At 57.2% G+C, this 23,014-nt stretch carries 27 protein-coding genes; 19 read left to right on the top strand and 8 right to left on the bottom strand.

The window, feature by feature from the left end:
- Positions 1 to 78: 78 nt before the first annotated feature.
- The 4 genes from QZ268_RS06435 to QZ268_RS06420 form a co-directional block, all read right to left on the bottom strand.
- On the bottom strand, positions 79 to 1,185 hold the full coding sequence (locus QZ268_RS06435; protein ID WP_295449845.1) for an extracellular solute-binding protein: 1,107 nt from the start codon (positions 1,183 to 1,185) through the stop codon (positions 79 to 81).
- A gap of 87 nt (positions 1,186 to 1,272) precedes the next feature.
- Positions 1,273 to 2,373 (bottom strand): ABC transporter ATP-binding protein, encoded by a 1,101-nt coding sequence (locus QZ268_RS06430; protein ID WP_295449842.1) that lies wholly within the window; start codon positions 2,371 to 2,373, stop codon positions 1,273 to 1,275.
- A gap of 296 nt (positions 2,374 to 2,669) precedes the next feature.
- Positions 2,670 to 4,064, bottom strand: a complete 1,395-nt coding sequence (locus tag QZ268_RS06425) for an aspartate aminotransferase family protein (RefSeq protein WP_295449839.1) — start codon at positions 4,062 to 4,064, stop codon at positions 2,670 to 2,672.
- A gap of 65 nt (positions 4,065 to 4,129) precedes the next feature.
- A complete protein-coding gene (locus QZ268_RS06420) occupies positions 4,130 to 4,819 on the bottom strand; it encodes a GntR family transcriptional regulator (protein WP_295449836.1) in 690 nt (229 codons plus the stop codon).
- A gap of 145 nt (positions 4,820 to 4,964) precedes the next feature.
- Here QZ268_RS06420 and QZ268_RS06415 point away from each other — a divergent pair, with 145 nt between their 5' ends.
- The 5 genes from QZ268_RS06415 to QZ268_RS06395 all read left to right on the top strand — a co-directional run bounded on the left by QZ268_RS06415 (position 4,965) and on the right by QZ268_RS06395 (position 10,305).
- Positions 4,965 to 6,050: a polyamine ABC transporter substrate-binding protein gene (locus QZ268_RS06415; RefSeq protein WP_295449834.1), complete on the top strand. Its 1,086-nt coding sequence runs from the start codon at positions 4,965 to 4,967 to the stop codon at positions 6,048 to 6,050.
- A 115-nt stretch (positions 6,051 to 6,165) separates the two neighbouring features.
- On the top strand, positions 6,166 to 7,293 hold the full coding sequence (locus QZ268_RS06410; protein WP_295449831.1) for an ABC transporter ATP-binding protein: 1,128 nt from the start codon (positions 6,166 to 6,168) through the stop codon (positions 7,291 to 7,293).
- Complete coding sequence (locus tag QZ268_RS06405; protein ID WP_295449828.1) at positions 7,293 to 8,174, top strand: ABC transporter permease subunit; 882 nt, start codon at positions 7,293 to 7,295, stop codon at positions 8,172 to 8,174. The genes QZ268_RS06410 and QZ268_RS06405 overlap by 1 nt, the downstream gene beginning before the upstream one ends.
- A complete protein-coding gene (locus QZ268_RS06400) occupies positions 8,171 to 8,986 on the top strand; it encodes an ABC transporter permease subunit (protein WP_295449825.1) in 816 nt (271 codons plus the stop codon). Before QZ268_RS06405 ends, QZ268_RS06400 begins: the two co-directional genes overlap by 4 nt.
- The gene (locus QZ268_RS06395; protein ID WP_295449822.1) at positions 8,986 to 10,305 is read left to right on the top strand and encodes an FAD-dependent oxidoreductase; all 1,320 of its coding nucleotides are present in this window, start codon (positions 8,986 to 8,988) and stop codon (positions 10,303 to 10,305) included. Before QZ268_RS06400 ends, QZ268_RS06395 begins: the two co-directional genes overlap by 1 nt.
- Here the strand turns inward: QZ268_RS06395 and QZ268_RS06390 are convergent.
- The 3 genes from QZ268_RS06390 to QZ268_RS06380 form a co-directional block, all read right to left on the bottom strand.
- A complete protein-coding gene (locus tag QZ268_RS06390) occupies positions 10,278 to 11,069 on the bottom strand; it encodes an aminoglycoside phosphotransferase family protein (RefSeq protein WP_295449987.1) in 792 nt (263 codons plus the stop codon). The two genes, QZ268_RS06395 and QZ268_RS06390, sit on opposite strands and share 28 nt — an antisense overlap.
- Positions 11,070 to 11,224: 155 nt before the next feature.
- The gene (locus QZ268_RS06385) at positions 11,225 to 11,920 is read right to left on the bottom strand and encodes a flagellar hook capping FlgD N-terminal domain-containing protein (protein WP_295449819.1); all 696 of its coding nucleotides are present in this window, start codon (positions 11,918 to 11,920) and stop codon (positions 11,225 to 11,227) included.
- A gap of 3 nt (positions 11,921 to 11,923) precedes the next feature.
- A complete protein-coding gene (locus tag QZ268_RS06380) occupies positions 11,924 to 13,786 on the bottom strand; it encodes a flagellar hook-length control protein FliK (RefSeq protein WP_295449816.1) in 1,863 nt (620 codons plus the stop codon).
- 130 nt (positions 13,787 to 13,916) lie between these two features.
- Here QZ268_RS06380 and QZ268_RS06375 point away from each other — a divergent pair, with 130 nt between their 5' ends.
- The 6 genes from QZ268_RS06375 to QZ268_RS06350 all read left to right on the top strand — a co-directional run bounded on the left by QZ268_RS06375 (position 13,917) and on the right by QZ268_RS06350 (position 17,315).
- Positions 13,917 to 14,213: a rod-binding protein gene (locus QZ268_RS06375; RefSeq protein ID WP_295449813.1), complete on the top strand. Its 297-nt coding sequence runs from the start codon at positions 13,917 to 13,919 to the stop codon at positions 14,211 to 14,213.
- Positions 14,206 to 14,586, top strand: coding sequence for a flagellar biosynthesis protein FlgN (locus QZ268_RS06370; protein WP_295449810.1), 381 nt, complete (start codon positions 14,206 to 14,208; stop codon positions 14,584 to 14,586). Before QZ268_RS06375 ends, QZ268_RS06370 begins: the two co-directional genes overlap by 8 nt.
- 227 nt (positions 14,587 to 14,813) lie before the next feature.
- Positions 14,814 to 15,638, top strand: a complete 825-nt coding sequence (locus QZ268_RS06365; protein ID WP_295449807.1) for a flagellin — start codon at positions 14,814 to 14,816, stop codon at positions 15,636 to 15,638.
- A gap of 80 nt (positions 15,639 to 15,718) precedes the next feature.
- A complete protein-coding gene (gene flaF / locus QZ268_RS06360) occupies positions 15,719 to 16,105 on the top strand; it encodes a flagellar biosynthesis regulator FlaF (protein ID WP_295449804.1) in 387 nt (128 codons plus the stop codon).
- A gap of 2 nt (positions 16,106 to 16,107) precedes the next feature.
- On the top strand, positions 16,108 to 16,512 hold the full coding sequence (gene flbT, locus QZ268_RS06355; RefSeq protein ID WP_295449800.1) for a flagellar biosynthesis repressor FlbT: 405 nt from the start codon (positions 16,108 to 16,110) through the stop codon (positions 16,510 to 16,512).
- Positions 16,509 to 17,315 carry a DUF1217 domain-containing protein gene (locus QZ268_RS06350; protein WP_295449797.1) on the top strand — a complete coding sequence of 269 codons (807 nt, stop codon included), beginning with the start codon at positions 16,509 to 16,511 and terminating at the stop codon, positions 17,313 to 17,315. Before flbT ends, QZ268_RS06350 begins: the two co-directional genes overlap by 4 nt.
- Before the next feature lie 213 nt (positions 17,316 to 17,528).
- Here the strand turns inward: QZ268_RS06350 and QZ268_RS06345 are convergent, their stop codons facing one another.
- Positions 17,529 to 18,857, bottom strand: coding sequence for a FliI/YscN family ATPase (locus QZ268_RS06345; RefSeq protein WP_295449794.1), 1,329 nt, complete (start codon positions 18,855 to 18,857; stop codon positions 17,529 to 17,531).
- An 88-nt stretch (positions 18,858 to 18,945) separates the two neighbouring features.
- On the opposite strand from QZ268_RS06345, the gene QZ268_RS06340 reads away from it, so the two are divergent.
- The 8 genes from QZ268_RS06340 to flgH are packed head-to-tail and all read left to right on the top strand — an operon-like array spanning position 18,946 to position 23,008.
- Positions 18,946 to 19,332, top strand: coding sequence for a FlgB family protein (locus tag QZ268_RS06340; protein WP_295449984.1), 387 nt, complete (start codon positions 18,946 to 18,948; stop codon positions 19,330 to 19,332).
- A 15-nt stretch (positions 19,333 to 19,347) separates the two neighbouring features.
- Positions 19,348 to 19,740 (top strand): flagellar basal body rod protein FlgC, encoded by a 393-nt coding sequence (flgC, locus tag QZ268_RS06335; RefSeq protein WP_009810217.1) that lies wholly within the window; start codon positions 19,348 to 19,350, stop codon positions 19,738 to 19,740.
- Between the two features lie 23 nt (positions 19,741 to 19,763).
- Positions 19,764 to 20,063, top strand: a complete 300-nt coding sequence (gene fliE / locus QZ268_RS06330) for a flagellar hook-basal body complex protein FliE (protein WP_295449789.1) — start codon at positions 19,764 to 19,766, stop codon at positions 20,061 to 20,063.
- 4 nt (positions 20,064 to 20,067) lie between these two features.
- Positions 20,068 to 20,340 (top strand): flagellar biosynthetic protein FliQ, encoded by a 273-nt coding sequence (locus tag QZ268_RS06325; RefSeq protein WP_295449786.1) that lies wholly within the window; start codon positions 20,068 to 20,070, stop codon positions 20,338 to 20,340.
- Complete coding sequence (locus tag QZ268_RS06320; RefSeq protein ID WP_295449783.1) at positions 20,340 to 21,056, top strand: flagellar hook-basal body complex protein; 717 nt, start codon at positions 20,340 to 20,342, stop codon at positions 21,054 to 21,056. The genes QZ268_RS06325 and QZ268_RS06320 overlap by 1 nt, the downstream gene beginning before the upstream one ends.
- Positions 21,057 to 21,066: 10 nt before the next feature.
- Positions 21,067 to 21,852, top strand: a complete 786-nt coding sequence (flgG, locus tag QZ268_RS06315) for a flagellar basal-body rod protein FlgG (RefSeq protein ID WP_295449780.1) — start codon at positions 21,067 to 21,069, stop codon at positions 21,850 to 21,852.
- Positions 21,852 to 22,268, top strand: coding sequence for a flagellar basal body P-ring formation chaperone FlgA (gene flgA, locus QZ268_RS06310; protein WP_295449777.1), 417 nt, complete (start codon positions 21,852 to 21,854; stop codon positions 22,266 to 22,268). Before flgG ends, flgA begins: the two co-directional genes overlap by 1 nt.
- Positions 22,268 to 23,008: a flagellar basal body L-ring protein FlgH gene (gene flgH, locus QZ268_RS06305; protein ID WP_295449774.1), complete on the top strand. Its 741-nt coding sequence runs from the start codon at positions 22,268 to 22,270 to the stop codon at positions 23,006 to 23,008. The genes flgA and flgH overlap by 1 nt, the downstream gene beginning before the upstream one ends.
- The last annotated feature ends 6 nt before the right edge of the window (positions 23,009 to 23,014 follow it).

Below are 23,014 nucleotides of genomic sequence, written 5' to 3'. Positions count from 1 at the left end.
CCGTCGGGTCTTTTTTGATTGGTGGAGAAAGGGCCCAGACAATGCCGGGCCCTTTCCCGTTATCACAACGAGGTCAGATTATTGGAGCAACCAGGCCTGGAATTTTGCGTCCAGATCATCACGGTTGTCTGCCCACCACTCATAGTCATAGGTGTGCACATTGCCAGAGTTGGCAGGATCTGTTGGCATGTGAGGCGCCATTTCGATGCCCAGCACTGCGTGCTTACCAACCAGCGGTGCCGAGGAGGCACGTGCAGGACCGTAAGAGATATACGCCGCCTGATCAGCAAGACGCTGAGTGTCGGTGGCGAACTTCAGGAAGTCCATTGCGCGGGCTTTGCGGTCCGCTGGCAGACCGGCGGGAACGATCCAGCCGTCCAGGTCAAAGGACTGCATGTCCCAGAGCATACCAATTGGCTGATCCTGCTCGGCAATCGCCGAGAACAGACGACCGTTGTAGGTCGAGCCCATGATCACTTCGCCATCGGCCAACAGCTGTGGTGTTTCCGCACCAGCAGACCACCAGACAACGCTGTCCTTGATGGTGTCGAGCTTGGCCAGGGCCTGTGTTACACCTTCGTCGGTGCCCAGCACGTCATAGATGTCGTCCTTGGCAACGCCGTCGCAATACAGAGCCCATTCCATGTTGTCGATTGGGCGCTTCTGCAGCGAGCGTTTGCCTGGGAATTTCGCCAGGTCAAAGATGTCGCAAACAGAGGTAGGTGCCTCGGCGCCAACCAGGTCGGTGCGGTAGCCAAAGGTGGTCGAATAAACGATCTGAGGCACAAAGCAGTCAGAAACCAGCAGGTCGCCAAAGTCTTCCGAGGCAGGTGTGCCATCGGGAGCCGCGGCCAGATCTGCGTCGTGGTCCAGCTCTGCAGCGAGACCTTCGTCACACAGGCGCATGGCGTCAGACGCAACAACGTCGACCAGATCCCAGGTCACATTGCCGGCTTCGTTCATGGCGCGCAGCTTGGCAACCGCTTCAGCCGAGCTTTCGTCCCAGACGGCGCTAACGCCATCGTTTGCCGCCAGGTAGGGCTCAACATAGGCTTTGTTCTGGCTGTCCTGATAGGCACCGCCCCAGGATACCAGGGTCAGTTCGTTTGCCATGTTTTCGGCAAAGGCCGCCGGCGCGATCAGCGCCGTGGTCATAGCCAATGCTGACAGTTTTGTCATCTTCATGAGAAGTCACTCCTTGTTGTATTTCGTTCGTTAATATTTACCCTCCCGGTCATACTCGCCGGGAGTTGTGCTTGTGTACGGTATGGATCAGGCGTCCAAGGCGTGGCAGTCGTCGGGCAACCAGCCAATTTCGATCTGCTGACCGGGTTTAAGACGGACCTGATCAGGCGCATTCCGTGTCTTGATCACAAATTCATCGTTGCCTGCAACGCGCAGGCGGGTGCGAAAGATGTCACCCATGTAGATGAATTCAAGCACTTCTGCCTTCAGGGTATGGACCCCTTCGGCAAGACGATCCTTGTTGTATTCAACGCGCTCTGGGCGAATCGAAACACGCGTCCGCTCGCCCGGCTTGCTGACGTTGACGGGCCGACAGTCGATCAGCTCACCACCGTCCAGCTGCACCAGCGCGACACCGTTGTTGATCTCTTTGACGGTGCCTTCGAGCGTGTTGTTTTCGCCGATGAACTGCGCAACAAAGCTGTTCTGCGGTTCTTCATACAGCTTGTCTGGCGGCGCCAGCTGCTGAATGCGGCCATCTTCAAACACCGCAACCCGGTCCGACATCGTCAGGGCTTCGGTCTGGTCATGGGTCACATAGACCACAGTAATGCCCAGGCGGTGCGCCAGGTGGGTGATTTCAAACTGCATCTTTTCCCGCAGCTGTTTGTCCAGCGCGCCAAGCGGTTCATCCATCAAAACCAGCTCGGGTTCAAACACCAGCGCCCGCGCCAGGGCGATACGCTGCTGCTGTCCACCAGAAAGCTGCGAAGGACGACGGCCACCAAAGCTGCCCATTTCCACCATATCCAACGCGCGCTTTACCTTTTCCTCACGCTCGGATTTGCCCATCTTGCGGACTTCCAGCGGGAAGGAGAGGTTTTCGGCAATGGTCATGTGCGGGAACAGGGCATAATTCTGAAACACCATGCCGATGCCACGTTTATGCGGCGGGATGTTGTTGATCGAGGTGCCACCAAGGCGAATATCGCCGTGGGTTGCCGTCTCAAATCCAGCCAACATCATCAAGCAGGTGGTTTTACCGGAACCCGAGGGGCCCAACATGGTGAGGAACTCACCTCTGGGCATAATGAGGTTCAGGTCTTTTACGACAAGATTTTCACCATCGTAGCTCTTTTGCACGCGTTCGAATTCTACGAACGCGTCAGTATTAGACGCATCAGCCAAAGCAGGCTCCCCGTTTTTTTATAATCGGCAGATTGGTTCTGCGCTTCTGACGTGATGTAAGCATACCCTTGCCGGGGGATGCAACCGCATCATCCATTAATAATTATCAGACCAGCTTAGGCCGCAACGATAGACACTTTGGACTCACAGCGCCCCCCAACGACAGATTTGCGACAGATTTGTGCAGTTTCCGCTAACACTGGGGAACTCTTGTTCACCATAAACAGAAAGGCCTCGCACCTGATGGGGTGCAAGGCCTGTGGTGCTTTGGCCAGGTTGTTCTTTGCCGCGCAGGGTCAGGCGCTGTGCAGCAGATCCTTTTCCTGCAGAATTGCATAACACTCATCCAGCGAGCTCCGGGCCCGCGCGATCAGGACATCAATCTCCTCAGGGGTGATCACCAGTGGTGGTGAAATAATCATCCGATCGCCCACATGCCGCATAACAAGGTTATTGGCAAAGCAGCGCTCGCGGCAGATAAACCCAACAGTTCCCGCCTCGGCCGCAAAGCCCGCCCGGCTGTCTTTGTTCGGAACCAGCGCAATCGACCCCATCATGCCGACGATCTTGGCTTCGCCTACCAGCGGGTGATCTGCCAGCGCTTCCCATTTCTCTTTCAAATAGGGCGCCGCAACATCCTGAACATGACCAACGACATTCTCTTCTTCGAGAATACGCAGGTTTTCCAGCGCCACAGCCGAGGCCACGGGATGGCCGGAATAGGTATAGCCATGGTTAAACTCATCCGAGCCAATGACCGCTGCAACCTCATCGCTGACAATTGAGCCGCCGATGGGCGCATAGCCGGACGACAACCCCTTGGCGATGGTCATGATATCCGGACGAATTCCCATGGTTTGCGAGCCAAACCAATTGCCGGTGCGACCAAACCCACAGATCACTTCATCCGCGATCAGCAGGATTTCATATTTGTCGCAGATGCGCTGGATCTCAGGCCAATAGGTGGCAGGCGGCACGATAACACCGCCAGCGCCCTGGACAGGTTCAGCGATAAAGGCGGCAACCCGATCTTCGCCCAGTTCCAGAATCGCGGCTTCCAGCTCCTGCGCCCGTGCCAAACCAAAATCATCCTCGGAGGTGTCGCCACCTTCGGCCCACCAATGGGGCTGGTTGATGTGGTGAATATCCGGGATCGGCAGCCCGCCCTGCGCGTGCATCCCGCTCATACCGCCCAGCGAGCCACTGCCCACAGAAGAGCCGTGATAGGCATTATGGCGACTGATAATGACCGATTTTGTTGGCTTACCCTTCAGCGCCCAATAGTGCCGCACCATACGGATATTGGTGTCATTGGCCTCAGATCCTGAACCCGCAAAAAACACGTGGTTCAAATCACCTGGTGCCAGCTCAGCAATTTTGGCGGCCAGTGCAATCACCGGCACATGGGTGGTTTGAAAAAAGGTGTTGTAATAGGGCAGTTCCCGCATCTGGCGCGCAGCCACATCGGCCAGCTCATCGCGGCCATAGCCAATGTTGACACACCACAGGCCCGCCATGGCGTCTAGGATCTCATTCCCCTCACTATCGGTCAGGGTAACACCCGTCGCACGGGTAATGATGCGGCTGCCCTTTTCGGCCAATTCGCCGTTGGCGGTAAAGGGGTGCATATGGTGGGCAGCATCCAAAGCCTGCAATTCGGCCGTGGGCATGTGATTGGTGATCGCGTTCATCAGGCAGACTCCGTCAATGAGAGATTGGCCCTAGAATATGATCAAATTTCTCCTTGTCAATCGAATCAGTTGGCGCTGACCAGCCCCTGACTCACTTGTTCCATGCCCTGTTCGACGTCTTTTTCCATCGCCAGCGCCACTTTTTCTGCCTCCCCCCGACGCATGGCCTCGATGATGTCCTTATGGCGGTCCGGGAAACTCTGGGTTCCAAAGCGACCGCAGACCACCCGCAGCGAAGGACCAAAGCGCAGCCACAGCCGGTCTGCCAAATCCGACATGATCGGCGCGTCGGCGCAGGCATAGAGTTCGGAATGGAAGCTGTAGTTCTGCACCAAATAGCCGGTGACATCCCCCGCAGAAATCGCCTGATCCAGGGCGGTATCAATGGCTTCCAAACGGGCGATCTGATCGGCAGATATGCGCAGAGCAGCCCGGCGTGCAAGCTCAGATTCTATTGTTTTTCTTACGAAAATTAGCTCATCTATATCCTCAGACCGCAGCAAGGGAACCGAGACCCGGCGGTTGCCCTGAAACATCAAAGCCCCATCGGAAATCAACCGGCGAATGGCCTCACGTACCGGGGTCATGCCCGCCCCCAATGACTCGGTCAGCCCCTGGATGGTGACCGCCTGCCCGGGGGCCAGCTCGCCAAAGAGAATTTGCGCGCGCATCTTTTGATAGACGGTCTCATGGGCGGGCAGTTTTGGCCTATCATCCGGGGCGGCCTGGTCTGCGTGAGATGCTAATTTGGTCACCGACACTTGCGATTATCCTCCTAAATTTTGAGCAGCTTGCACGAAGTTCTGCCCGGTGGAAACATAAACAGTATTGCCGAATGAGGTAAAACTTGATCAAATCTAGTTCAGCCGGGCTCACACCGGTACCCACAGGGAGATTTCCATGACACTCAAAATGCTCACAACCACCACCGCCGTCGCCTTGCTCGGCTCGGTCGCCATGGCAGACGAAGTACGCGTCTACAACTGGTCCGACTATATTGATGAAGCACTGCTGGAAAAGTTCGAGACTGAAACCGGTATCGAACTGATCTACGATGTCTTTGACAGCAATGAACTGCTGGAAACCAAAATGCTGGCCGGTGGATCTGGGTATGACGTTGTGGTGCCCAGTGGCACATTCCTGCAGCGTCAGATTATCGCCGGGTCTTTCCAAAAGCTGGACATGTCCAAGCTGCCCAACCACAAGAACATGTGGGATGTCGTGGAAACCCGCACCGAACAATATGACCCGGACAATGCCTATTCCATCAACTACATGTGGGGCACCACCGGCATCGGCGTAAACATCGGCAAAGTCAAAGAACTGCTGGGCGAGGATGCGCCGATCAACTCGCTTGAGCTGGTCTTTAACCCCGCCAATATGGAAAAGCTGAGCGAATGCGGCGTGCACTTCCTGGATGCGCCTGCTGAAATGATCCCGGCCGCGCTGAAATACATCGGCGAAGACCCCAACAGCCATGACCCCGAGGTGCTGGCCAAGGCCGAAGCCGTCTTCATGGGCATTCGCCCCTATATCCAGAAATTCCACTCGTCCGAGTATATCAATGGTCTGGCGAACGGCGATATCTGCGTTGCTGTTGGCTGGTCCGGGGACGTGCTGCAGGCCCGCGACCGCGCTGCTGAGGCCGACAATGGCGTCGAAATCGCCTATCATGCAGCCGTCGAGGGCGCGCAGATGTGGTTTGACCAGATGGCCATCCCAGTTGATGCACCAAACCCGGATGCGGCGCATGCCTTCCTGAACTTCATCATGGATCCGCAGAATATGGCGGCCGCATCGAACTATGTGTATTACGCCAACGGCAACATGGCCTCGCAAGAGTTCCTGGCCGAAGACGTGATCGGCGATCCGGCAATCTACCCCGATGCGGATACACTGGCCAATCTCTTCACCACCACCCCCTATGCCCCCAAGGTACAGCGTGTGGTGACCCGCATGTGGACCAAAATCAAATCAGGCACCTGATCTCAGACGCTTGATCCGGCGGGGCGCCCAGCGCGCCCTGCCTTTGCCTAATTGCGACAAACCTCTGATTGCGCAGCTTGCAGCCCGCGTTTTCAGAAATTGCGGGGGACGCAGCTTGACCATTCCTGTATTCGAACCCTGGAACGATCCAGAGGCCAAGCCTTTGATCCAGTTCCAGAACGTCACAAAACGATTTGGTGATTTCACGGCGATCGACGACCTGACCATCGGCATCTATGAGAAAGAGTTCTTTGCGCTTTTGGGCCCATCGGGCTGCGGCAAGACCACCATGATGCGGATGCTTGCCGGGTTTGAAACCCCCTCTGAGGGAAAGATCTTTCTGGCCGGTCAAGACATGGCGCCAGTGCCTCCGAACAAGCGCGCCACCAATATGATGTTTCAGTCCTACGCGCTGTTCCCGCATCTGAGCATCTGGGAAAACATCGCCTTTGGCCTGAAGCGCGAAGGCATGGCCAAGCCCGAGATCAGCAACCGAGTGGACGAAATGCTGCGCCTGACCCGGCTGGAGAAATTTGCCAGCCGCAAGCCGCACCAAATATCGGGTGGTCAGCGTCAGCGGGTTGCTCTGGCACGCTCACTTGCCAAAAAGCCCAAACTTCTGCTGCTGGATGAACCCCTGGGTGCGTTAGACAAAAAGCTGCGTCAGGACACCCAGTTTGAGCTGATGGATATTCAGGAAAAGACCGGCACCACCTTTGTCATTGTGACCCATGACCAGGAAGAGGCGATGACCGTCGCCAGCCGCGTCGCGGTAATGGACAACGGCAGGATCATCCAGGTCGCGACCCCGGACCGTATCTATGAAACGCCCAATTCGGTCTATGTTGCTGATTTCATCGGCGAGGTGAACATCATCGGCGGGACCGCCACCCCAAATGGCGAAGACAGCTATTCAATTGCCTGGAAGGACGGGCAAGCGCCCCTGAATGTCAAATCGCCAAACCCTTTCTCCGACGGTCAGCCCTGTCATCTGGCGATACGCCCAGAGAAAGTCACCATTACTTCTGACAAACCCAATGATGTCGATAATGCGGTGGAGGGAAAGATCCTCGATATCGCGTATCTCGGCAATATCTCCACCTATCATGTCGAACTGCCTTCTGGCGCGGTGATCAAGGCGCAAAGCGCCAACACCCGCCGCATTTCACGTCGTGCTTTCACTTGGGAAGACACTGTCTGGCTGTCCTGGACCGCCACGGCAGGCGTTCTGTTGGCTGAATAATGCGCCGCTTTACCCTGATCGCTGTCCCGTATCTCTGGCTCTTGGCGCTGTTTTTGGTGCCCTTTGTCATCGTGTTTAAGATCTCGCTTTCCGATGTGGCCCTGGCCCGTCCGCCCTATACGCCTCATTTTGATTGGGCGACCGGCATCTGGGCCTTCCTCTCCGAGCTGGATTTTGAAAACTTCGCCTGGTTGACCCAGGATGATCTGTATTGGAAAGCCTATCTCAGCTCGCTAAAGATCGCCCTGATCTCGACCACGCTGACGCTCTTGGTTGGCTATCCGATGGCCTATGCCATGGCACGCGCGCCCGAAGAATGGCGTGCAACCTTGATGATGTTGGTGATTCTGCCGTTCTGGACCAGCTTCCTGATCCGGGTTTATGCTTGGATGGGTATCCTGTCGAACGAAGGCTTTCTCAATCAGTTCTTGCTGTGGACCGGGGTGATTTCCGAACCGCTCACCATCCTCAACACCAATACCGCCGTCTATATCGGTATCGTTTACACCTATCTGCCCTTTATGATCCTGCCAATCTATGCCGCCCTTGAACGGCTGGACGAATCGCTGATTGAAGCCGCCGAGGATCTGGGCTGCTCGCGCTTGTCGGCCTTTTGGTTGGTGACCATTCCGCTGTCGAAAAACGGCATCATCGCCGGCTGTTTTCTGGTCTTCATCCCGGTGCTGGGCGAATTCGTCATTCCATCGCTGCTGGGCGGATCTGACACGCTGATGATCGGTAAGGTCCTGTGGGAAGAGTTCTTCTCCAACCGCGACTGGCCCGTGGCATCTGCAGTGGCAGTTGTGCTGTTGCTGCTCTTGATCATTCCCATCGTGCTGTTCCAGCGCAATCAGCAAAAACAGCAGGAGGCCGAACAATGAAACGCATGAGTTGGTTCAATACGGTCTCGCTGACGCTTGGCTTTGCCTTCCTCTATGTGCCGATGCTGATTCTGGTGATCTACAGTTTCAACGAAAGCAAACTGGTCACCGTCTGGGCGGGGTTCTCGACCAAATGGTACGGCGAGCTGATGCAGAACGAGGCCTTTCTCAACGCCGCATGGGTGACGATCAAAGTCGCGGTGGTCTCGTCAACAATCGCAACGGTTCTGGGCACCATGGCCGCCTATGTTCTGGTGCGTGGCGGACGGTTTATGGGGCGTACCCTGTTTTCAGGGATGATCTACGCCCCCCTGGTGATGCCCGAAGTCATCACCGGCCTATCGCTGCTTTTGCTGTTCATCGGCATTGGGTTGGATCGCGGTGTGCTGACCATCGTGCTGGCCCATACGACATTTTCCATGTGCTATGTCTCAGTGGTGGTCTCTTCACGGCTGGTGACCTTTGACAGGTCGCTGGAAGAGGCCGCGCTGGATCTGGGCTGTTCCCCCGCCGAGGCCTTTCGCTTGGTCACCCTGCCAATTATCGCGCCTGCGGTGGTGTCGGGCTGGCTCCTGGCCTTTACCCTGTCGCTGGACGATCTGGTTATCGCCTCCTTCACCTCGGGACCTGCGGCCACAACCCTGCCGATCAAGATCTACTCGGCGGTGCGCCTTGGGGTGTCTCCTGAAATCAATGCGCTTTCGACCCTGATGATCGCGATTGTCACCATTGGCGTCCTTACCGCCTCGCTGGTGAACAAACGCCAGATCGTGCGGCAAAAACGCGATGAAAATGCCGCGGAGCGCAGCTGATGCGGCGAATCTTTTCCGCCTATGCCTATGGTCCCGGCCCCCGCGAAAATTGCTGGTGGGATGAGACCATAGCCGCCCCTCTCTGGCCTCAGCAGGCCGGAGAGATGCAGGTTGACGTGGCAGTCATCGGTGGTGGCTTTACCGGAATGTCAGCTGCGCTGCATCTGGCAGAAAGTGGCACCCGCGTGGCCGTACTGGAGGCGGAAACCCCCGGCTGGGGCGCCTCCGGGCGCAACGGCGGCTTTTGTTGCCTGGGCGGTACCATGCTGTCGGGCAGCGCCATGCAGCGCAAGTTCGGCGATGAAGCCACCAGAACCTATATGGAGGCAGAGCTGGCCGCCATTGATCTGGTACGCGGCCTGCTGGACCGCCACGAGATCGCCGCAGACACCCATTCCAAGGGGGAAACCCGGATGGCGCACAGCCCGCGCGCCATGGCCGCCCTGCGTCGCGAAGCCGAGGAAATCACCGCGGCGGGCGGCACCGCGCATCTTCTGGAACAAGACGCGCTCGCAGATCAGGGTCTGAACGGAACCTTCTTTGGCGCCCTGACAGCACCTGTTGGGTTTGGCCTCAACCCGCGCAAGTATCTGTTTGGCATTGCCCGCGCCGCTGAAAACGCAGGTGCCAGTCTTTTCCAAAACAGCCCCGTAACCCGCCTGACCGCCGCGTCCGACGGGCATCTCCTAACCACCCCTGGTGGGCAAGTTCGCGCCAAACAAGTGATCATTGCCACCAATGGCTACTCTTGGGACGGTCTGCCAAAATGGCTGTCAGGTCGGTATCTGCCCGCGCAATCAAGCGTCATGGTCACCCGCCCTTTGACGGATGACGAGTTGCAGGCACAGGGTTGGTTCAGCGATCAGATGGCCTATGACACCCGCAACCTGCTGCACTATTTCCGCCTGATGCCGGACCGTAGGTTCCTGTTTGGTATGCGCGGCGGGCTGTTTGCCTCGCCCCGTGCAGAGGCCTCTATTCGCCGACTTCTGCGCAAGCATTTTGAGACCATGTTTCCGGCCTGGCGTGGCGTAGAAGGCACCCATTTCTGGTCCGGGATGGTCTGCATGTCGCGCAACCTTGTGCCCTTTGTTGGGCCGGTTCCCGATACTCCGGGGATGTTTGCGGGGCTGTGCTATCACGGTAATGGCGTCGCCATGGGCAGTTATGCCGGGCGGTTGCTGGCGGATCTGGTACAGGGCCGCGCGCCTGATCTGCCCTATTCGCCGGTTATGCAGGGCATGGCCCGGTTTCCCTTTGGCCGCGCCCGCCGCATCGTCATGCCACCAGCCTATGCTCTGTTGGGAATGCAGGATTGATCCATGGCCGCCCGTTCCAGCTCAAACGCGTGCTGGTCCACCGGGTTTCCATCCGCGCAGCGCCACAGGCAATACGCCGCCATACGCCAGTGAAACCAAGGCTTTAACGACAGGTAGCGCCCCACGACCCCGGTATCAGGATAGGCCGCAAGAAAGGCCTCCTCTTCAGCCGGTGACAGCGCAGCGCCCCGGTACAGCACCTGCATGGCTGGTGACAAAAACAGCGCCAGATCCTCGCTTGGGTCGCCCATTTGCGGGCATTGCCAGTCGATCAGGGTCAGCGTGCCATCATGCGCCAATAGGTTTCCCGGCACCGGATCCCCGTGGATCAGCGACAGCAGCGGCAAAGGTGGCACCTGACCGATGGGGCGCAGTGCCCGCAGCTCTGCCACACGATCGGGGTCTGCGGTGCACCGGTTGAGAATCGCATCCCCCTGCGCCTCCAGCGCGGCGCTGCCATTGACGCCGCGCGGCAAGCCGCTGAATTCAGGTTGGTCATGCAACCGACCCAAAAGCTGGGCAGCATGGCCGCTGTCGCGCTGCCAGGGCGCTCCGGTGATATGACCATAGATCAGCCAGTCATGGCCTTCAAAGCGCCCCGCCCCCAACAGGACAGGCACCATGCCAGTTCCGGCAAGAGCCACAAGCGCGGCGGCTTCCCGAGCGGGATCATTGGCAAACAGCGGATTGTCATGCTGACGCTGATAGAGCTTTACCACCCTGTCGCCACAGCGCCAGACCCGGTTAGAGCGCCCCCCCTGCAACGGCAAGGGCGCAGAGACATCTAGCCCCTGCGCCGTGAGCGATCGAAAAAACCGCTGGTCAAAATCTATATCCAGGCCTTGCAGGGCATCATACTCCGGTCGGTGCCCCGTTTAACCGCAGGGCACCCTCTCTAGACCTCGCGACGCCCGCTGAATCAAGCCTCTTCTGGCGCAGGTGTTTCTGCGCTTGGATCCCGCAACGCGGTCACAGAGGTTGCCAGAATCGCAAACCCGGTCTCGTTGATCAAGACCACATCACTGCCTGCCAGTTGGGTTTCCTGAACGGTGGTGTAAACTTCCGCCATCTCTGACAGGACAACCTCACCATCCACCGAGCTCTCAACGATAAAGGTATAGTCCCCGGCCGGGGCCATATCACCGCTGAAATCGGTTCCATCCCAATCATAGGGCTCCGCGCTCACCGGCAGCTCAATGCGGTTGACCTCGTCACCATCGGCATTTCGCACCACCAGCGTGACCTCATCCGCCGCAGCTGCGGGGTTGGGCGACACATTGACCGAGTTGACGCCATCAAAACTCGCCGCCGTGGCTGCGCGCACTTGCATGCCCACCCAGCCGGTCAGCGCCGCCATATTGCCCAGTCCCAACTGCTCCAGCGCCGAGCCAAGGTTGTCATTCGTCAGAACCTGCTGCTCAACCATCGAGAATTCCGCAAGCTGTGAGGCGTATTCCGTGTTGTCCATCGGCTCTGTCGGATCCTGATATTTGGCCTGCGCCGTCAACAGCTTGATAAAGGTGTCAAAATCAGATGTCAGGTTGGTACCGCTACCAGCGGCGGAACTGTTTGTTGTTGCGGTGTTATAGTTGTTGCCGGAAACTTCGGTTGTCATCAGTTAGACCCTCATGTCCACGCCGGCATTTCCCAGCCGGAGATGTTGTACCTGTTTTTCTGCAAGCTCAGTTGCAGACAGGTCGTCCATTTCAGTTGTACCGGATCCGCCCGGCCCGGATTTGCTATCGCCTTCGCTACTGGTGTGACCGCCCGAGGCGCCACCACCGTTGAATTCGAAGGAAACCGTTTCAAAACCCATTTTTCGGAACTCATCCGCCAGCTCGTTGATATGGCGGCGCATCAGGTCGCCAGTTTCAGCACGCTCGGTCTGGATGACCACGGTAATGCCAGTTTCGCTGGTGGAGACCCGCATCTTGACCCGACCCAGTTCCTCTGGGTTCAGCGCCACATCAACGTTGCGCTCCCCCTTGGCAACAAAAGCCTGGGCCAGCTGCGCCGCAACCAGGCGTGGGGTTTCAGGTCGATGCACAGTTCCGGGCTGAAAAACGGCTTCGGTCAGCAGCTGTGACAGGCCCGGCAAATTCGACGGGGTTTCAAAGCTCAGCAGTGGCGAATCAGCACTCTGCCCGCCCTTAGCTGCGGCATCCCCGGCAAGCATCTGGGCCGTAAAGGCCTGTTGAACAGCGCTGATCTGCACAGCTGCGGCTGTCGGTTTGGTGGCTGGAGTGGCACTCGCATTTCCAGAAACCACGGCCTGCGCTTCACGTGATTCGCGTGCGCGGCCTTCTGCGCGGCGGCCCGGTTCAGTGGGAGCTGCGGTGCGGGTTTGCCCCGCAACGGCTGCCAGAACCTCACCGGAGCTCGCGGATTTTCCAGTTGTTTCCCGCTGCGAAGTCTCGGCTTTGGTCTCTGCGGCGGGCTCATCCACCTGCGCGGCCTTGGCCTCCTTCGCCCCGGCGGTTTGTGGCATAGGTGTCGATTTGCCTGTGGTGGTACGCGAATCGCCTGGACGAAGAGCGCCATCCTGAGACCGGGCACCGGCCAGTACTGTGGATGCGACCTCTGGCGTATCACTCTGCGCCTGGTCCGGTTTTGCAGCCTGACCCGCGTCCACAGCATCGGCTGGGCTTTGGGTCTGTGCCGCTACCGCCTGGGTGGAGCTTTTCTGTGCGGCAGTCGATGTCTGTGCTGTCGTCGCAGCAGCCAGGCCGGCGGCGGCTGGCTGAGCAGACGTGCGGCTAACATTTACCGCCTCGCCCTCAACAGCCTCAGTCATCGATTCGGGAGCGGCCTCTGCCAGTGTCACCTGCGCGGTGACATCATCGCCTTCACCACCCGCGATAGCGGCCGCTGCATTGGTAACAGGCGCATTGGCAACAGGTGCAGTCTTGCCGGTCTTTCCAGCCGTCTCAGGATCTGCTGAGGCGCTTGCAGTGGTTGGTTTCAGGTCAGCGTCTTGGCGCAGGCCCAAAGGCGGCACCTCTGCCCCCTGCGCCGCGCTCTCTGTTTCACCAGCCACCATTGCAGTCTCAGCTTCAGTGTCACCGTCTGTTGCATCAGCCTCAGAGCCCTCTGCAGCAGCGCCTTCGGTAAATTCTTCAGTTTGCTGGGGAATATTGCCTTCGATCGCGTCCGAATCTACAGCGGTTTCGGCGGTTTTCACCCCGTCTTTGGGGTCAGGTGCATCCGCGCTCTCAGCTGCAGTTGATTTACCGGCATTGGAGCCGTTCTGGTCAACTGCTTTGGATCGCTCTTTTGCTTCCCGCTGCTCTTCTGCCTTCTCCGCCCGAACCGAGCGATCTCTTTCCGCCGCCGATCTCGTCTCTTGCTGTCTGGCACGATCGTCCAGGTGGTCGGAAAAGCTGCGATTTGCTTGCTGCCGCTGCGGGCCTTCTGCCGCCTTGGCGCCAACTGGGTCTGCAGCGCCTGAGCGCACCTGACCAAAGAGTAGATTTGTAAGCATTAGGATTCCAGACGTTCTATCTCGAGATCCCCAGCTTTAGGCCAAAGGAGTTACGGTAATTTTAACCGCTCTTGGGGCAGTCTCTAAAAAATCAAGCAAATCTGAATTAAACCTAGAGACGAGGTGCAGAATGCCCAATCTAACAACAGTTCATCCGGCGCCCCCACCGCCGCCTAAGCTTCAGGCGGCATCACAGGATGCTGCGATTCGCGATGCTGCAAAACAGCTAGAAGCTTCTTTTCTTACAGAAATGCTGAAATCTGCCGGGCTTGGAAAAAGCCGCGAAGGACTTGGCGGTGGCGGCGAGGGCGAAGATCAGTTCAGCAGTTTTCTGATCCGCGCCCAGGCCGAACAAATTACCGAAGCCGGCGGCATTGGCCTCGCCGAATCGCTGTATCACGCAATGAAGGATTCCTCGAATGACTGATCTAAACGCACAACTGACCCACCAGACTCCTCAAAGCCTTATTGATGAGCTGGACGAAATTCTGGACCAGGAACGCAGCGCCCTGGTGCGCGGTGAACTGAACCAGATCCAGGAACTGTTGACCCGCAAAGAAACAATCATCGCGCAGCTCAATGAGATCGGCACACTCGAACGCGCGGACCTCGCGCAGGTGCAGACAAAGGTGTCACGAAACCAGGAACTGCTCAACAGTGCCATGGAAGGCATCCGCAGTGTCGCTACACGTATGGCTGAGCTGCGCCGGGTCAAAAAGGGACTTGATGTATATGACCGCGCCGGGCGCAAGGAAAGCTATGGCACCATAACGGGTCAACGTCTGGAGAAACGCAGCTAAGCCAGGCGAGCTAAGTCGCGCCAGGGTTTAGTAAAATTCTACGGATTGTAGATTTCGGCATTAGCACTCCCTTAGCACCTTTCGCGGCAATGTCTCCTTGCATCTCACGACTGAGGTGGCGCGAAAGCCGACAGGCTGAACGCATTGTCAGAAAGACGCCAAAACGCCCTTCGGGGCAGGGAAAACTACTGAGACCAAAGTGTCTCACTCGCTAAAGGAATAAAGCTATGACCAGCATTCTGACAAACAATGGCGCAATGGTTGCTCTGCAGACGTTGTCCTCCATCAACAGCGACCTGACAGACACCCAGAACCAGATCTCTACTGGTAAAGAAATCGGCGCTGCCAAAGACAACTCTGCCATCTGGGCGATTTCCAAAGTTATGGAATCGGACGTTGCGGGTTTTGAAGCGGTATCCGACTCGCTGTCGCTGGGTGAATCCACTGTTGCTGTTGCAACTGCGGGCGCTGAGCAGATCACCGATCTTCTGAAAGAGATGAAGGAAAAAGTTGTTGCGGCAACTGGTGAAAACGTTGATAACAGCAAACTCGAAGCTGACGTAAATGAGCTGAAAAACCAGATTACTTCGGTAATTGGTGCGTCTCAGTTCAACGGCGCTAACCTGCTGAACACCGCCGGTGGCGACATCACTGTTCTGTCTTCGCTGGACCGTGATGCAGCTGGTGCTGTGACCGCCTCCAACATCACCGTTGCGTCGGTTGATTTTGAAGCCGGCCTCGACCTGACCACCGTTGACATGACTGATTCAACAACTGCTGAAGCCTCGATTGACGACATCGAAGCCCTGATCCAGGCTGCCGTTGATGGCGCTGCGGCTCTGGGTGCCTCGGCTGCACGTATCGAGCGTCAGAACGAGTTTGTCACCAAAGTGACCGACGCCATGAAGTCCGGCATTGGTTCGCTTGTCGACACCAACATGGAAGAAGCATCCGCCCGACTGAAAGCTCTGCAGACACAGCAGCAGCTTGGTGTTCAGGCGCTGTCCATTGCCAACTCGGCTCCGGAAACTCTGCAGCAGCTGTTCCGTTAAAAGACCTAACCCAGGGCGTGTCTTTCACGCCCTGGGTCCCTTCTCAGAGAATCTGAAGAAATAATACGTTAGGAAAACACGTGAACGCACTTCTGAAAGCGAAGAGTGCCTATACCGCGGCGAATGCCTCGACCAAGACAACCACAGACTATGAGTATGATATCGTTGCTCGTGCGACCCAAAACCTACTTGCCGCCCACAAGACCGCTAGTACGAAGAAGGGCGCCGAAGGCTTTGCTGTATTAGCCGAGGCACTGCATAAAAATCGCAAGATGTGGACCATCTTCGCAGTTGATCTTGCTGCAAAAGAGAACCAATTGCCGCAAGATGTTAAAGAGAATCTGTTTTACCTAGCCGAGTTCACCCGCCAACACACCAGCAAGGTCCTATCGCGTAAAGCGAATGTGAGAGCGCTGATTGAAGTCAACATGGCCGTCCTGCGCGGCCTCCGTAGCGGAGCAACCTAAATATGAGTGGACTTGTTCTTAAACTTGCCCCTAAAGAGCGGGTTTTGGTAAATGGTGCTGTCATCGAAAATGGTGACCGACGGAGCCGTCTGTCTATCGTTACCCCGGATGCCAATATCCTGCGTCTACGGGATGCCATCCATCCCGAAAACGCCAATACACCTGTCCGCCGCGTGTGCTATGCAGCGCAGCTGGTTCTGACCGGCGATAGTGACCCCGAAGAAGATCGCCTGCCTATGCTGCGTCGGATCGAAGAGCTGAGCCAGGTCTTTGTCGACGCCGATAGCCGCTCGGCCCTGGCCGAAGCAACAGAAGCCCTGTTGGAAGACAATCATTACAGGTGTCTGAAGTCCCTGCGCACTTTGCTGCCACGGGAAGAACGCTTGATGGCGATCCGTCCGTCATGAGCTTTGCACCCACCATCCCTTCGACCGGATTGACTGGTTGGGCCTTTTTGCAGTCTACCTACGACCGCCAGTTTGAGCACTTCAACAAGGACCCGGTCCTGGAGCGCGACAACGAGTACTTCATGGAAAACATCAAAAAGGTCAAAACCGCAGAGGATCTGGTTTCTGACTATCGCCTGCTGGAAGTGGCCTTGAATGCATTTGGTCTCGCCAGTGAGATCAATTCAAAGGCGATGATTCAGAAAGTGCTTGAAGATGGGAGCGAAGCGGATGATGCCTTGGCCAACAAGCTAGGCGACGACCGCTGGATCGACTTCACAAATGCATTCAAGTTTGGCCCCGGCCTCGCTCCCGTGACCGGCCTGACCTACAAAATGCAGGAAGTCGCCGACAAAAATGTGGTGCAGTCTTTTGAAGACGCGGTTGGGCAGCAGGACGTTTCCATGCAGATCGCTCTTTATGCTGAACGGGAACTGGTGGATCTGGTCACCTTCGATGACGAAGGCGAAGAACTGTCAATCACCGGACAATGGCTCAACATCATTGGTCAGCCGCAGCTTCAAACCATGATGCAGACCGCACTTGGATTGCCAAGTGATCTGGCACAGCTTGATATCGACCAACAGGTCGGCATCATGCAGGACGCTGCAAAAAAACGGTTTGGGTCTGACGATCTCACCATGTTTTCGGATCCGGAACAGTTGGAAAAACTGGTCAATACCTATCTGGCACGGACCGAACTAAACGCTTACTCAGGCGCCGCATCCTCTGGAGCCCTGGCGCTTTCGCTGCTGCAAGCCTGAGCAAAGCCTCCGAAACCGATAGGTCAAACTGAATTGAGGGCGATCCAGGTAGACTGGAACACGCCCTTTTTTCTTTTTCCGCCATTTCTTTCTGTTTTCAGCCCGTTTTGGCCGACATGACGCTCAATAATGCAGGGCTTTGCGCCCGCATAAAGGGCAAAAAGCTGTTCAACTTCTTGCCCTTCGACATCAGCCCTCTCTAGGGACCTGCCCCTAGCGGCCTCTGGTGGCGCGGCGCAGCATCAGCTGCAGGCGGTTAAAGCTGTTGGAAATCCCGCTAGGATCTTCTTTGCCAAAGAAGGCATCCAGTTCCGGCCAGATCTTCACCGCCTGATCCAAAACTGCATCATTGCCTTCGGAATACAGGCCCGCGCGGATCATCACTTCGGATTGCTCATAAGATCCAAGGAATTTGCGGACCTCCAGAATGGCAGCGTTCTCTTCTTCTGTTGCCGCCGCTGGCAAACTCCGCGAGACCGAGCGCGAGACATCAACCGCCGGGAACCGTCCGCGCTCGGCGATCTCCCGGTTCAGCACGATATGCCCGTCCAGAACACCACGCAGGATATCCGCGATGGGTTCATCCATGTCAGAGCCCGCCACCAGAACGCTGAACACCGCCGTGATGTCACCCTGGCCATCAGCGCCAGGACCAGCCCGTTCGCAGAGCCCGGTGATCAGAGGCGTCACAGAGGGCGGGTAGCCGCGCAACGATGGGGCCTCGCCCGAAGCCGCGGAAATCTCCCGGTGGGCCTCGGCAAAACGCGTCACCGAGTCGGCCATGAACAGAACGTTTTTACCCTGATCGCGGAAATGTTCAGCGATGGTCATAGCAGCCCAGGCACTGCGACGGCGCACCAGCGCCGACTGATCAGAGGTGGCAGCCACAACAACCGCCCGTTTCATGCCTTCTGGCCCCAGAACCTCTTCGACAAAGTGATTCACTTCGCGTCCACGTTCACCAATCAGCGCCATGACCACGACATCGGCCTGCATAAATTGCGCCATTTTTGCGAGCAAAGTCGATTTACCAACACCAGAGCCCGAAAAAAGACCAATACGCTGGCCCTGTACGATGGGGAGAATCGTATTGAACACCGACAGCCCGGTCTCCAAACGCGCCCCCATATGACGCCGTCCTGCCGCTTTTGGAGGCGGCGCCATCAGATCCCGCGCCTGTTCTCCGCGCAGCATGGGCCTGCCATCCAGGGGTTCGCCAAAGGGATCAATCACTCGGCCGATCCAGTTATCACCCGGGGCAAATGCTGGCGCCGGGCGCAGCATCACACGATCGTTCATTGCGACGCGATCTGGCGCACGATCAGGTAACATGCTGATTTTGCTATCACTAATCTTCAGGACTTCGCCGTGCAATTCATCACCCGGCCCCCGCACAAGCACCAGGCGATCGCCGATTCGCGCTTCGCGTTCCAGGCCGGATATTTCGATTTCTCCCCCGGAAATTCCGCTGACGCGCCCCATGGAAGTTGCCAATTTCTTACTGGCGATTTGTTCGGTCAAAGCTTTCAGCTCTGGAATCATGGCCTGAGGCCTCCAACTAGTTCCTGAAACAATTTCTAAAGGAATCAGGGTTAAGCCTTGATTGAAATTGATCGAGGGAGAAGCCCCGGTGTTCACCGAACTGAACGTTTTTAAAATTGCATATTCGATGGCCAGCCACGCAGGTAAGCGTCAGGCGCTGGTGGCGGAAAACATCGCCAATGCGGATACGCCTGGATATCACGCCAAGGATATCAAACCTTTTAAAGAGGTCTATGCCGCCGGGCCGCGCCCGGGCGATATGGTGGCCTCACGCGGCTCGCATCTGAATGGCATCAACGGCTCCAACATGAATTGGGCCGTGACCACGTCGCCCAGCGGCGCCGACCCCAACGACAACTCCGTCTCGCTTGAGACCGAAATCCTTAATGGGGTTGAGGTCAAGCGCCAGCATAGCCGGGCGCTTGCCATCTATAAATCATCAATGAACATTCTGCGCACCAGTTTGGGGCGCTAAAGGGGAACATGAGCCATGAGTGAATTTTCCAATTCCCTGAGTGTGACTGCCAGCGGCCTGAAAGCACAGGCCACCCGGTTGCGTCACGTCTCTGAAAACATCTCCAACGCCGACACCCCTGGGTATCGCCGCAAGAGCGTGCCGTTTGAGGCAGCGCGCGACCTGGAGAACGATGTGGAACGGGTCAAGACTGGTCGCGTCGTCCTCGATCGCAGTGACCTGGAAAATGTCTATGACCCTTCGCATCCCCTGGCGGATGAAAGCGGTCACTACGAGGGATCAAACGTAGATCTGATGATCGAGATCGCCGACGCCCGCGAGGCGCAACGCAGCTATGACGCAAACCTGAAAATGTTCGAACAAACCCGTGGAATGTCAGCTTCGCTGATGGACCTTCTGAGAAAATAATCTAACACCCGAGGAGATCCAGAATGGATATTCGCTCTATCACTGCCGCCGCTGGAGGCTATGCCGCAGCCCGTCCCGCCACCAAAGCGGACCCGGAATTTGCTGGCCCCAGCCCCACCGATCAGCTGCGCTCAAGCTTTGCCAATTTTGCTAACACCATGCAGGTTGGTGAACAGACCGCCGTTCAGTCAATGACTGGCGGTGGTGATCCCCACGCGCTGGTTCAGGCTCTGGCCCAGACCGAGCTGGCGGTTGAGACCGCAGTGACCGTGCGCAACAAGGTGGTCGAAGCCTATCAAGAAATCCTGCGGATGCCGGTCTAAGCCAATGATGAGCGAAGGCCAATTCTACGACACCCTACGACAGGCTCTTTGGGCCGGGGTCACCATGTCATCGCCGATCCTGGCGGTGGCCCTGGTCGTCGGTCTCGCCATTGGTCTGTTTCAGGCTCTGACATCCGTACAGGAAATGACCCTCACCTTTGTCCCCAAACTGGCGGCGATTGTCGTCGTGTTCTGGATGTCCATGGGGTTCATGACTCAAACACTCGTGGCCTTTTTTAACGGCCATATCATTCCTTTGATCGCAGGAGTTTCTTGATGGGAAACGTAGGCTACGCAACCCTCTCCCGGCAGACCGGTTTGATGCGCGAAATGCGTGTGGTGGCGAATAACATCGCAAACGCTGCCACCACGGGCTACCGCTCTGAAGGGCTGATTTTTTCCGAATTTGTCCAATCCTCTCCGGGCCAGCAATCCCTATCGATGGCGCGGGCGAATATTTTCAACACCTCCATGGAACAGGGCCAGCTGACCCAGACCGGGGGCTCCTTTGATTTTGCAATCGAGGGCGACGCCTATTTCATGATCGAAACCCCGCTTGGGGAACGGCTGACCCGCTCAGGCGCTTTTTCTCCCAATGCGGCCGGCGATCTGGTGACCATGGACGGCCACAAGGTTCTGGATGCAGGCCGCGCGCCGGTCTTTATTCCGGGCACCGCTGAATCCATTCACGTCGGGGCCGATGGCACCATTACCGCCGATGGCAATACCGTCGGTCAGATTGGCCTGTTCCAGCCAGACGAAGAAACCACCTTGATGCGCGAGGATGGCGTGATGTTCCGCGCCGAGGGCGAAATTGTAGAGTCCGAAACCGCCAAAGTGGTGCAGGGATTTCTGGAGGGATCCAACGTCAATGCCATCACCCAGGTGAGCCGAATGATTGAAATCCAGCGCGCCTATGAAATGGGCCAAAGTTTTCTGGAAACAGAAGACCAGCGCATCCGCAACGCCATTGAAAAACTGATCAAGTCATAGGAGACCACCCATGCGTGCCCTAAAAATCGCCGCAACAGGTATGAGCGCGCAGCAGCTGCGTGTTGAAACCATCGCGAACAACTTGGCCAACATGAACACCACGGCCTACAATCCACGCCGCGCCGAATTTGCCGATTTGCACTACCAGCAAGTCACCCGTGCCGGCACCGTGAATGCCTCTGATGGGACCATCCTGCCCACCGGTGTTCAGGTGGGTCTGGGTGTTCGTCCCGCCGCCATTTCCGTGCATCTGCAACAGGGTGCCCCGGAGCAGACAGGCAATGACCTGGATGTTGCCATCGAGGGTAAGGGCTACCTGGAAGTCACCCTGCCGTCGGGTCAAAGCGGCTATACCCGCGATGGCTCGCTGAAACGCTCGGCCGAGGGGCTGATTGTCACCTCTGACGGCTATACGGTAGCCCCAGATGTGACCGTTCCTGACGACGCAATCAGCATCTCGATCAATGGCTCCGGCGAAGTTTACGCCTATTTTGAAGAGACCGCCGAAGGCCAGCTTCTGGGCCAGTTCAACCTTGCCAGCTTTACCAACCCCAAGGGTCTGGAAGCCATTGGTAGCAATCTCTTTTCCGAAACCGAGGCCTCGGGCGCTCCAAATGTGTCAACCGCCGGCGAAAACGGACTTGGCACCTTCCGCCAGGGCTATCTCGAAGGCAGCTCTGTCGATTCAGTCCGCGAGGTCACCGAGTTGATCGAGGCACAGCGTGGCTATGAAATGAACTCCAAAGTCATCTCTGCAGTCGATCAGATGATGTCTGCGACGACACAGATCCGCTAATGAAACACATTCTCGCCCTTCTCATCGCCCTGACAGCTCAGACCGCCTGGGCCGAAATTCTGGTGCCCCTACGGACCATTCGGGCCAAAGAGATCATCCTTGCCACCGATCTGACCTTCAAACCGGTCAATGTGGCTGGGGCATTGTCAGATGCAAACGAAGTGGTGGGAATGGAAGCACGTGTGCCGCTTTATCCTGGTCGCCCCATGCGGCCCAGCGATATCGGCCCACCCGCCATCGTCGACCGAAACGACCTTGTCACACTCGCCTTTCGCCGCAATGGGCTGACCATCATGGCAGAGGGCCGCGCCCTGGGACGAGGATCCGAAGGGGAATGGATCAAGGTTATGAACTTGGCATCACGGAGCACCGTGACCGGGCGTGTAAACGCAGACGGGTCAGTAGAGGTAAAATAATGAACACGAAATCAATTGCCACCAAACTTGCGCTGACTGGTCTGGTCTTGCTGGGGGCCTGTGGCCGCATGGATCATCTTGGCAAACCACCAACCCTGTCCGAAACCACCGAGTCGCCGGAACATGTTGCCATGCTGTGGCAGGGGCTACCGACAGAGGTCCAGAACCAGCGCGCGGTGGATGGAGCTTCTTTGTGGAGCGGCTCGCAAAACTCGCTGTTGGGGGATCGTCGTGCCGTGAACCGCGGCGACATCCTGACTGTTGTCATTGAATTCGACGAAGAGGCCGAAATTTCCAACGGCACCAGCCGCTCGCGCTCTAGCGCAGAAAGCATGGGGGTTCCGCAGCTCTTTGGCCTGCCGCAGCGCATTGATGGCAAACTTCCCGAAGGTGCCTCGATGGCAAACGCCGTTGATCTGACCGGGGCCAGCAGCTCCAAGGGCAACGGATCGGTAAAGCGCAACGAAAAGCTGGAAATGCGTGTTGCTGCAACCGTGGTTGATGTGCTGCCCAATGGGGTGCTTGCCATCAGCGGCAAACAGGAGGTTCGGGTCAACTTCGAACTGCGTGAGCTTTTGGTCTCGGGCTATGTGCGTCCCCAAGATATCAGCCGTCAGAACCAGATCACCTATGACAAAATCGCCTCGGCGCGGATCTCATATGGTGGCCGTGGTCAGATCACCGATGTGCAACAACCGCGATACGGCCAGCAAGTGCTGGACGCGATCCTACCATTCTGAGGTGAC

It is taken from the genome of uncultured Pseudophaeobacter sp. (assembly GCA_905479575.1).
Lineage (GTDB): Bacteria > Pseudomonadota > Alphaproteobacteria > Rhodobacterales > Rhodobacteraceae > Pseudophaeobacter.
The sequence above is the reverse complement of the archived record's forward strand: the minus strand, read 5'-3'. Positions and strand labels throughout refer to the sequence as shown.

What these genes read in the sequence shown, in the direction of transcription:
- QZ268_RS06435 (WP_295449845.1), bottom strand. Translation starts at nt 1,185, where the DNA reads ATGAAGATGACAAAACTGTCAGCATTGGCTATGACCACGGCGCTGATC.
- QZ268_RS06425 (WP_295449839.1), bottom strand. Translation starts at nt 4,064, where the DNA reads ATGAACGCGATCACCAATCACATGCCCACGGCCGAATTGCAGGCTTTG.
- QZ268_RS06415 (WP_295449834.1), top strand. Translation starts at nt 4,965, where the DNA reads ATGACACTCAAAATGCTCACAACCACCACCGCCGTCGCCTTGCTCGGC.
- QZ268_RS06405 (WP_295449828.1), top strand. Translation starts at nt 7,293, where the DNA reads ATGCGCCGCTTTACCCTGATCGCTGTCCCGTATCTCTGGCTCTTGGCG.
- QZ268_RS06400 (WP_295449825.1), top strand. Translation starts at nt 8,171, where the DNA reads ATGAAACGCATGAGTTGGTTCAATACGGTCTCGCTGACGCTTGGCTTT.
- QZ268_RS06395 (WP_295449822.1), top strand. Translation starts at nt 8,986, where the DNA reads ATGCGGCGAATCTTTTCCGCCTATGCCTATGGTCCCGGCCCCCGCGAA.
- QZ268_RS06385 (WP_295449819.1), bottom strand. Translation starts at nt 11,920, where the DNA reads ATGACAACCGAAGTTTCCGGCAACAACTATAACACCGCAACAACAAAC.
- QZ268_RS06380 (WP_295449816.1), bottom strand. Translation starts at nt 13,786, where the DNA reads ATGCTTACAAATCTACTCTTTGGTCAGGTGCGCTCAGGCGCTGCAGAC.
- QZ268_RS06375 (WP_295449813.1), top strand. Translation starts at nt 13,917, where the DNA reads ATGCCCAATCTAACAACAGTTCATCCGGCGCCCCCACCGCCGCCTAAG.
- QZ268_RS06370 (WP_295449810.1), top strand. Translation starts at nt 14,206, where the DNA reads ATGACTGATCTAAACGCACAACTGACCCACCAGACTCCTCAAAGCCTT.
- QZ268_RS06365 (WP_295449807.1), top strand. Translation starts at nt 14,814, where the DNA reads ATGACCAGCATTCTGACAAACAATGGCGCAATGGTTGCTCTGCAGACG.
- flbT (WP_295449800.1), top strand. Translation starts at nt 16,108, where the DNA reads ATGAGTGGACTTGTTCTTAAACTTGCCCCTAAAGAGCGGGTTTTGGTA.
- QZ268_RS06350 (WP_295449797.1), top strand. Translation starts at nt 16,509, where the DNA reads ATGAGCTTTGCACCCACCATCCCTTCGACCGGATTGACTGGTTGGGCC.
- QZ268_RS06345 (WP_295449794.1), bottom strand. Translation starts at nt 18,857, where the DNA reads ATGATTCCAGAGCTGAAAGCTTTGACCGAACAAATCGCCAGTAAGAAA.
- flgC (WP_009810217.1), top strand. Translation starts at nt 19,348, where the DNA reads ATGAGTGAATTTTCCAATTCCCTGAGTGTGACTGCCAGCGGCCTGAAA.
- fliE (WP_295449789.1), top strand. Translation starts at nt 19,764, where the DNA reads ATGGATATTCGCTCTATCACTGCCGCCGCTGGAGGCTATGCCGCAGCC.
- QZ268_RS06325 (WP_295449786.1), top strand. Translation starts at nt 20,068, where the DNA reads ATGATGAGCGAAGGCCAATTCTACGACACCCTACGACAGGCTCTTTGG.
- QZ268_RS06320 (WP_295449783.1), top strand. Translation starts at nt 20,340, where the DNA reads ATGGGAAACGTAGGCTACGCAACCCTCTCCCGGCAGACCGGTTTGATG.
- flgG (WP_295449780.1), top strand. Translation starts at nt 21,067, where the DNA reads ATGCGTGCCCTAAAAATCGCCGCAACAGGTATGAGCGCGCAGCAGCTG.
- flgA (WP_295449777.1), top strand. Translation starts at nt 21,852, where the DNA reads ATGAAACACATTCTCGCCCTTCTCATCGCCCTGACAGCTCAGACCGCC.
- flgH (WP_295449774.1), top strand. Translation starts at nt 22,268, where the DNA reads ATGAACACGAAATCAATTGCCACCAAACTTGCGCTGACTGGTCTGGTC.